Origin of the sequence: Streptococcus humanilactis (genome assembly GCF_019448275.1) — a bacterium.
GTDB lineage: Bacteria > Bacillota > Bacilli > Lactobacillales > Streptococcaceae > Streptococcus > Streptococcus humanilactis.
This window is the reverse complement of record NZ_JAHXBZ010000003.1, coordinates 208,015-216,690: the sequence shown is the minus strand read 5'-3', so window position 1 is coordinate 216,690 and position 8,676 is coordinate 208,015. Positions and strand designations below refer to the sequence as shown.

At 43.7% G+C, this 8,676-nt stretch carries 4 protein-coding genes; 3 read left to right on the top strand and 1 reads right to left on the bottom strand.

The window, feature by feature from the left end:
• On the top strand, positions 1-2,115 hold a 2,115-nt coding region (locus KV696_RS10060; protein WP_258318570.1), incomplete at its 5' end, for a MiiA motif-containing surface protein.
• Between the two features lie 113 nt (positions 2,116-2,228).
• Here the strand turns inward: KV696_RS10060 and KV696_RS06440 are convergent.
• On the bottom strand, positions 2,229-4,325 hold the full coding sequence (locus tag KV696_RS06440) for a GH92 family glycosyl hydrolase (protein ID WP_219967169.1): 2,097 nt from the start codon (positions 4,323-4,325) through the stop codon (positions 2,229-2,231).
• 170 nt (positions 4,326-4,495) lie between these two features.
• Between KV696_RS06440 and KV696_RS06435 the strand changes: the two genes are divergently transcribed.
• Positions 4,496-5,776, top strand: a complete 1,281-nt coding sequence (locus tag KV696_RS06435) for a glycoside hydrolase family 125 protein (RefSeq protein WP_219967168.1) — start codon at positions 4,496-4,498, stop codon at positions 5,774-5,776.
• Between the two features lie 204 nt (positions 5,777-5,980).
• On the top strand, positions 5,981-8,626 hold the full coding sequence (locus KV696_RS06430) for an alpha-mannosidase (RefSeq protein ID WP_219967167.1): 2,646 nt from the start codon (positions 5,981-5,983) through the stop codon (positions 8,624-8,626).
• Positions 8,627-8,676: the final 50 nt, after the last annotated feature.

Sequence of the window (8,676 nt, the reverse complement as noted above, 5' to 3'; positions counted from 1 at the left end):
GTAATTCCAGCAGCAGACGTAACTAAGTCAGCAGCAGATGCAGGTAAAGCAAATGCAGGAAATGCAGTAAACACACCAGCAGCTAAGGTAGAAGTTAAAGATCCAGCTAACTTAACAGACGCTGAGAAGAAAGCGATCGAAGATAAAGTTAAAGCAGTCAACCCAGGATCTAAAGTTGTAGTAGACGATAAAGGAAACGCAACAGTAACAACACCAGAAGGAAATCCAGCCGTAATTCCAGCAGCAGACTTGACGAAAGATCCAGCAGCTGCAACTAAACCAAATGCAGGAAATGCAGTAAACACACCAGCATCTAAGGTAGAAGTTAAAGATCCAGCCAACTTAACAGATGAAGAAAAAGCAAAAGTTAAGAAAGCAATTGAGGCAGTCAACCCAGGATCTAAAGTTGTAGTAGACGATAAAGGAAACGCAACAGTAACAACCCCAGAAGGAAATACAGCCGTAATTCCAGCAGCAGACGTAACTAAGTCAGCAGCAGATGCAGATAAAGCAAATGCAGGAAATGCAGTAAACACACCAGCAGCTAAGACAGTAGTAAAAGATCCAGCTAACTTAACAGATGCTGAGAAGAAAGCGATCGAAGACAAAGTTAAAGCAGTCAACCCAGGATCTAAAGTTGTAGTAGACGATAAAGGAAACGCAACAGTCACAACCCCAGAAGGTAAAACAGCAACAATTCCAGCAACAGATTTAACTAAGTCAGCATCAGACGCAGGTAAAGAAAATGCAGGAAATGGTGCAAACACACCAGCAACTAAGACAGTAGTTAAGGATCCAGCTAACTTAACAGATGAAGAAAAAGCAAAAGTTAAGAAAGCAGTAGAAGCAGTAAACCCAGGAGTAACTGTAGTCGTAGACGAAAAAGGAAACGCAACAGTAACGAAAGCTGATGGAACAGTTCTTAACATCCCAGCTTCAGACTTAGTAATTCCAGCTGATAACCTTGCTGATGAAGCTAAGAATGCGAAAGTGAAAACACCTGTCTTCCGTACATTAGTTGAAAATAAAGAAAACTTAACAAAAGACGAAAAAGAAGCTGTTAAGAAAGCAATTGAAGCAGTAAACTCAGGCGCAACTGTAGTCGTAGACGAAAAAGGAAACGCAACAGTAACAATGCCAGACGGTTATACAGCAACAATTTCTAAAGAACAACTAGTGAAAGATAAAGAAGCTGTTTCTAAATCTAAACATGGTGGAGATAATCTTGATATCGACTTGAGTAAAGTAGAGGTGGCAGACCTTGCTAATATTACTCCAGAAGAAAAAGCGAAATTCCAATTCAAGGTTCTAGGTGCTATTACAGACGTTCCGGAATTTGATCTTGATGCCTTCTTGAAAGAAACAGACGATAATGGTAATACAGTTTACACATCTAAAGATGGTAAAGTGAAAATTACGATTGATAAAGATGGTAACGCAACAGCAACAGTCGAAAAAGATGGTAAGACAGAAGCAGCTGTTAAAATTGACAAAGATGGAAATGTAACAATCGTTACAAAAGAAGGTCAAGTATTAGCAATTCCAAGAGATGATGCGTTTAAACAACGTCCATATGTACCATCAAATGGTGGAGGCAATAACAGTGGTAACGGTAACGGAACTTCTGGCAATAACGCAGCTAATAACACTGATGCAAAAGTGAATAAAGCTAAGTTAGAAGGTGCTATCCATCAATTAGATGAATTGATCATTAAAGAATCAGCTAAGCTTGATGCAGAAACTGCAAAAGAAGCGAATGCATTATCAGCAGATGCTAAGAAAGTATTTGCCAATGCAGACGCAACTCAAGCAGAAGTGGATGCAATGGTTAAACGTATCGAAGACTTCATGGCGAAAGTTGCTCCATCAACTGATCATGCAACTCCAGCTAACGATCAAACTGCTCAAACACCAGCTGTAGCTCCAGCTACAACTCAAGCAGCAGCTAATGCTGGTCAAACAGCATCAGCACAAGCAAATGAGCGTAAAGCAGCTAAAGAGTTGCCAAATACAGGTACAGCAGATTCTAGTGTAGCTATGGTAGCAGCAGCCGCAAGTGCATTACTTGGTCTTGGTCTTGCAGGCCGTCGTCGTAAAGAAGACGAAGAAGCTTAATTGGTAGATTGTTTGATAAACATCAGATGATAAGTCCGATTTTCAAAGCTTAAACAAGTACCTCTCATAAGAAAATCTCCTAGCAGGAAAGCCTGCTAGGAGATTTTTGTATTTCAGGAAGTGAACGGCTGACTTGGTAACCAGCTGAGGGTGAAGGTTAGCTGATCAGCTTTTAGGAGGTCTTGGTGTTGAATAGTTGATACTAGGGTTGTGTCCAGTCGGCATTCTTTGACAAAGTTAAAATGGCTGTGGTTTTGCTTAGTATGAATATCTAGCCATTTATTTTCTTTAGCGAGATAGATTCGGAGGTGGTCAAAGAGAGGGATTCCGAGATCATAGCTTGGTTTTCCTGGACAGGTCGGATAAAAACCGAGAGCTGACCAGATGTACCAGGCCGAGAGACTGCCATTGTCTTCATCACCAGGATAGGCTTCCCAACTTGGGTGAAAAGCTTTCTGACGGAGCGTCTTGATAAGAAGGGCAGTGTAGTCAGGGTAGTTGCTGTAACGGAATAGATAAGGAATGTGGAAGCTAGGTTGGTTAGAAATGGCGAGTTGTCCAAAAGGAGCAGTAGCCATTTCGCTCATTTCGTGAATCTCGTAACCATAGCCTGTTGTCTCAAAGAGGGGAGCATCTTGACAGGTTTTCAAAAGATAGTTGCTGAAGGCTTCTTTTCCCCCCATAAGTTGGATTAAATCTGGGATGTCGTGGAGAACGCCTAAAGTTGCTTGGATGGCAGAACATTCGGCATAATCACGTCCCCAACTATAGGGAGAGAAGTCAGGGCGGAAGTTGCCTTGATTGTCTCGCGCTCGCATGTAACCTGTCTCAGCATCAAATAGATGGCGGTAATTTTGAGATGCAGTCCTATAGGTTTCCGCGATGTCATTCTGACCAAGTTTTTCGGCACAGCTGGCGATACAAAAGTCACTATAGGCGTAGTCTAGGGTATGGCTAACACTTTCGTGGTGGTCGGTAGAGAGGTAGCCCAGTTCTTGGTATTGGGCTAGTCCGTGGCGACCATTGATGCCGAGAGGATCGGACTTGGTGGCTGTTTCAAGCATGGCTTGGAGGAATTCTACTTCTAGGTCAGGAGCCATGTCCTTGCAGGCGCTATCTGCGATAATACCGTCTAAAAGTGTACCGGGCATCATACCCCGTTCATCTGGAGCCAGCCATTTTGGAAGAAAACCAGTATCGTGGTAGCTATTGAGGAAACCTTCTAAAAAGCGGTGGTAGTGTTCCGGTATGATAAGGGAAAAGAGGGGGAAGGTGGTGCGGAAGGTATCCCAGAAACCATTGTTGCTAAAGAGGACACCAGGCTTGACAGTGCCAGTAGCCAGATCCATGTGGATGGCTTGCCCTGATTCATCAATCTCATAAAAAGTCTGTGGGAAGAGGAAGAGTCTGTAAAGGCAGTGATCAAAGAAGGTTCGGTTAGCCTCTCCTGTCTCTATAATGTCAAAACGATGGAGGAGATTTTCCCAATCCGCTTGGGCACTTGATTTGCAGCTATCAAAATCTTCTTGAGGTAGATTAAGCAGTGCTTGAGAAGGTGAGATGAAAGAAGTGGCTAGTTGAATTTCAGCATGGCTATCTGCCAGGTCAATTCGCCAGTCTCCACCTTCTTGGCTGATAGCAAGGATATCCGTATTCATTTTCAGGGATGTGAACAGTATCAGTGGATTTTTGTTGGTTTCAGTTTTTCCTTCTTGTCGCAGGGCAAGATTCCCCTTATCTACTTGCTCTACTGTCAGTTCATCTGCTGCGTGAAGATAGAGGGAGAGCGCTTTGCCTTGTTTTTGCTCCAAACGAATAGAAGCACCGTAGCAAGTCGGTGTAAGCTGGCTTTCAATCTGATAGCGCAGGGAGAAAATTTTCAGATAATGAGGTTGGAAAGAGGCCTTATCCATATCATAGGAAGACTGACGATGGAAGAGGCTGTCTCCACCTAGCTGGCCTGTGATAGGTGTTAGAAGGAGCCAAGAGTAGTCACCAATCCAAGGACTGGGCTGGTGGGTTAATCGAATCCCCTGAAAGATAGGCAGATGCGGATCGAAAAACCAAGAGCCCTCCTGGTCACTGGTCTGGGGTACAAAGTAGTTCATCCCAAAAGGCACGCCTGTGTATGGCAGGGTATTTCCCCGAGAAAAGGCATGCTTGCTGGCAGTTCCAAAGCGGGTATCGATGGTTTCAAGTAGTGGTTTCATAGTCTTTCCTTTAGCTGTTTTTCTACATTATATCAGAAAAAGAGAACCTATAGAAAAGGAGTTTCAAAGATAACTATTTTGTAGAAAAATGACTATCATTTGTGTATGTATTTTCTGTATCAAAAGCTATATACTGAAAATGAAACTTGTTTGAAAGAGGATACTGCACGATGATTTATTCAAAAGAAATTGTTAGAGAATGGCTAGATGAAGTAGCAGAGCGGGCTAAGGACCATCCAGAGTGGGTGGATGTCTTTGAGCGTTGCTATACAGATACCTTGGACAATACGGTTGAAATCCTAGAAGATGGTTCCACTTTTGTCTTGACAGGGGATATTCCTGCAATGTGGCTTCGGGATTCGACAGCCCAACTCAGACCCTACCTTCATGTGGCTAAAAGAGATTCCCTCCTGCGTCAGACCATTGCAGGTTTAGTCAAGCGTCAGATGACCTTGATTCTCAAGGATCCTTATGCTAACTCCTTCAACATTGAGGAAAACTGGAAGGGGCACCACGAGACCGACCACACCGACCTTAATGGCTGGATTTGGGAACGTAAGTATGAGGTGGACTCGCTTTGCTATCCTTTGCAACTGGCTTATCTCCTCTGGAAAGAGACTGGCGAGATTAGTCAGTTTGATGAGACTTTTGTCGCAGCGACTAAGGAAATCCTCCATCTGTGGACGGTAGAACAAGACCACACCAACTCTCCTTATCGTTTTGTCCGAGATACGGACCGCAAGGAAGATACCTTGGTAAATGATGGCTTTGGCCCTGATTTTGCAGTGACAGGTATGACTTGGTCAGCCTTTCGTCCGAGTGATGATTGCTGTCAGTATAGTTACTTGATTCCGTCAAATATGTTTGCTGTAGTAGTCTTGGGTTATGTGCAAGAGATCTTCGCAGAACTAGACCTAGCTGATAGCGAGAGTATTATTGCTGATGCTAAGCGTCTCCAGTATGAGATTCAAGAAGGCATTGAAAATTACGCCTACACCACTAATAGCAAGGGTGAAAAGATTTACGCCTTTGAAGTGGATGGTCTAGGAAATGCCAGCATCATGGATGATCCAAACGTACCAAGTTTGTTGGCTGCGCCTTATCTGGGCTACTGTTCAGTCGATGATGAAGTTTATCAAGCCACTCGTCGTACCATTCTGAGCCCTGAAAATCCATACTTCTACCAAGGAGAATACGCTAGCGGTCTCGGAAGTTCTCATACCTTCTATCGCTATATCTGGCCAATCGCCCTTTCTATCCAAGGTTTGACAACAAGAGATAAGGCAGAGAAAAAATTCTTGCTGGATCAGCTGGTTTCTTGCGATGGTGGTACAGGTGTTATGCATGAAAGCTTCCACGTAGATGACCCAACTCTCTACTCTCGTGAATGGTTCTCTTGGGCCAACATGATGTTCTGTGAGTTAGTCTTGGATTACTTGAATATCCGCTAATACTCTTCGAAAATCAAATTCAAACCACGTCAGCTTCGCCTTGCCGTACTCAAGTACAGCCTGCGGCTAGCTTCCTAGTTTGCTCTTTGATTTTCATTGAGTATAAGGAGCTCGCCTTCGCTTCACTGATTCTTGGAAAGAATCACAAATTTACATTTAAAACGTTAACAATAAAAATTTAAATTTAGAATGAGGTTTTACTTCATGGAAAATGTTGTTGTACATATTATCTCACATAGTCACTGGGATCGTGAGTGGTACTTGCCTTTTGAAAGCCACCGTATGCAGTTGGTGGAACTATTTGACAATCTCTTCGATCTCTTTGAAAATGACCCTGAGTTCAAGAGCTTCCACTTGGATGGTCAAACCATTGTCCTTGACGACTACTTGGAGATTCGCCCTGAAAATCGTGACAAAGTTCAACGCTACATTGACGAAGGAAAATTGAAGATTGGTCCTTTTTACATCTTGCAAGATGATTATTTGATTTCAAGTGAAGCCAATGTCCGAAATACCTTGATTGGTCAAGCAGAATGTGCAAAATGGGGCAAATCAACCCAGATTGGTTACTTTCCAGATACCTTTGGAAATATGGGACAAGCGCCTCAAATTCTTCAAAAATCAGGCATTCATGTGGCAGCTTTTGGTCGTGGTGTGAAGCCGATTGGATTTGACAACCAAGTCCTCGAAGATGAGCAGTTTACTTCTCAGTTTTCAGAAATGTATTGGCAGGGTGCGGACGGAAGTCGTGTCCTCGGGATTCTCTTTGCCAACTGGTACAGTAATGGGAATGAAATTCCAGTTGATAAAGACGAGGCCTTGACCTTCTGGAAACAAAAACTGGCAGACGTGCGTGACTATGCTTCAACCAACCAGTGGTTGATGATGAACGGCTGTGACCATCAACCTGTGCAGAAAAATTTGGGTGAAGCCATTCGTGTGGCAAATGAACTCTTCCCAGATGTAACCTTTGTTCATAGTTCTTTTGATGAATATGTCCAAGCCGTGGAAAGTGCCCTACCAGAGCAATTATCAACGGTTACAGGTGAGTTGACCAGTCAGGAAACAGACGGCTGGTACACACTTGCCAACACTTCTTCATCTCGTATTTATCTCAAACAAGCCTTCCAAGAAAATAGCAACCTCCTAGAGCAAGTTGTAGAACCCTTGACAATTATCACTGGGGGCCACAACCACAAGGACCAGTTGACCTATGCTTGGAAAACACTTTTGCAGAATGCGCCCCATGATAGTATCTGTGGCTGTAGCGTGGATGAAGTTCACCGCGAGATGGAGACACGTTTTGCCAAGGTCAATCAAGTCGGAAACTTTGTTAAGAGCAATCTTCTTAACGAGTGGAAGGGTAAAATTGCTACGGCTAAGGCTCAAAGTGACTATCTCTTTACTGTCATTAACACAGGCCTGCATGATAAGGTCGATACTGTCAGCACAGTGATTGATGTTGCGACTTGTGATTTCAAGGAATTGCACCCAACAGAAGGTTACAAGAAGATGGCTGCTCTTACCTTGCCAAGTTACCGTGTGGAGGACTTGGATGGGCGTCCTGTAGAGGCTAAAATCGAAGACCTTGGGGCTAATTTTGAGTACGATTTACCAAAAGACAAGTTCCGCCAAGCTCGTATTGCTCGTCAAGTGCGCGTGACAGTCCCTGTTCATCTAACACCTCTCTCTTGGACAACCTTCCAATTACTGGAAGGAGAACAAGAACACCGCGACGGTATTTACCAAAACGGAGTGATTGATACGCCATTTGTAACGGTGAGTGTGGATGACAACATCACAGTCTATGATAAGACAACTCACGAAGCCTATGAAGATTTTATCCGCTTCGAAGATCGTGGTGACATCGGAAACGAGTATATCTATTTCCAACCAAAAGGAACAGAGCCAATCTATGCAGAGCTTAAGGGCTACGAGGTCTTGGAAAACACAGCTCGCTACGCTAAGATTTTGCTCAAACATGAATTGACCGTGCCTGTCAGTGCAGATGAAAAGCTAGAAGAAGAGCAAAAAGGCATCATCGAGTTTATGAAGCGTGAAGCTGGACGTTCAGAAGAATTGACAAGCATTCCTCTTGAAACTGAGATGACTATCTTCGTTGACAATCCACAAATCCGTTGCAAGACTCGCTTTACCAACACTGCCAAAGATCACCGTATCCGTCTCTTGGTCAAGACTCATAACACGCGTCCAAGCAATGATTCTGAAAGCATCTATGAGGTGGTGACACGACCAAACAAACCAGCAGCTTCATGGGAAAATCCTGAAAATCCTCAACACCAACAAGCCTTTGTTAGTCTGTATGACGATGAAAAAGGGGTGACTGTATCCAACAAGGGATTGAATGAATACGAAATCCTTGGGGACGACACCATTGCAGTGACTATTTTGCGTGCATCAGGTGAGCTAGGTGACTGGGGTTACTTCCCAACACCAGAAGCACAATGCTTGCGTGAGTTTGAAGTCGAGTTTGCGCTTGAGTGCCACCAAGCCCAAGAACGCTTCTCAGCCTATCATCGCGCTAAAGCCTTGCAGACACCATTTACCAGCCTTCAGCTTGCTAGACAAGAAGGAAGCGTGGCTGCGACTGGTGGCCTCTTGAGCCATTCTGTTCTCAGCATACCGCAAATCTGTCCAACAGCCTTTAAGGTAGCTGAAAATGAAGAAGGCTATGTGCTTCGTTACTACAATATGTGTAGTGAAAATGTACGTGTACCGGAAAGTCAACATCTCTTCCTTGACCTACTTGAACGACCATACCCAGTTCATAGAGGCCTCATTTCACCACAAGAGATTCGTACAGAATTCATTAAAAAAGAAGAAATTTAATTTCAAAAAGTAGACATAAAGAGAAAGGAGGGGCGAAAAGGTAAGAACTA

Excerpts from the sequence above, each read along its gene's own strand:
- KV696_RS06435 (WP_219967168.1), top strand. The coding sequence starts at position 4,496 with ATGATTTATTCAAAAGAAATTGTTAGAGAATGGCTAGATGAAGTAGCA.
- KV696_RS06440 (WP_219967169.1), bottom strand. The coding sequence starts at position 4,325 with ATGAAACCACTACTTGAAACCATCGATACCCGCTTTGGAACTGCCAGC.
- KV696_RS06430 (WP_219967167.1), top strand. The coding sequence starts at position 5,981 with ATGGAAAATGTTGTTGTACATATTATCTCACATAGTCACTGGGATCGT.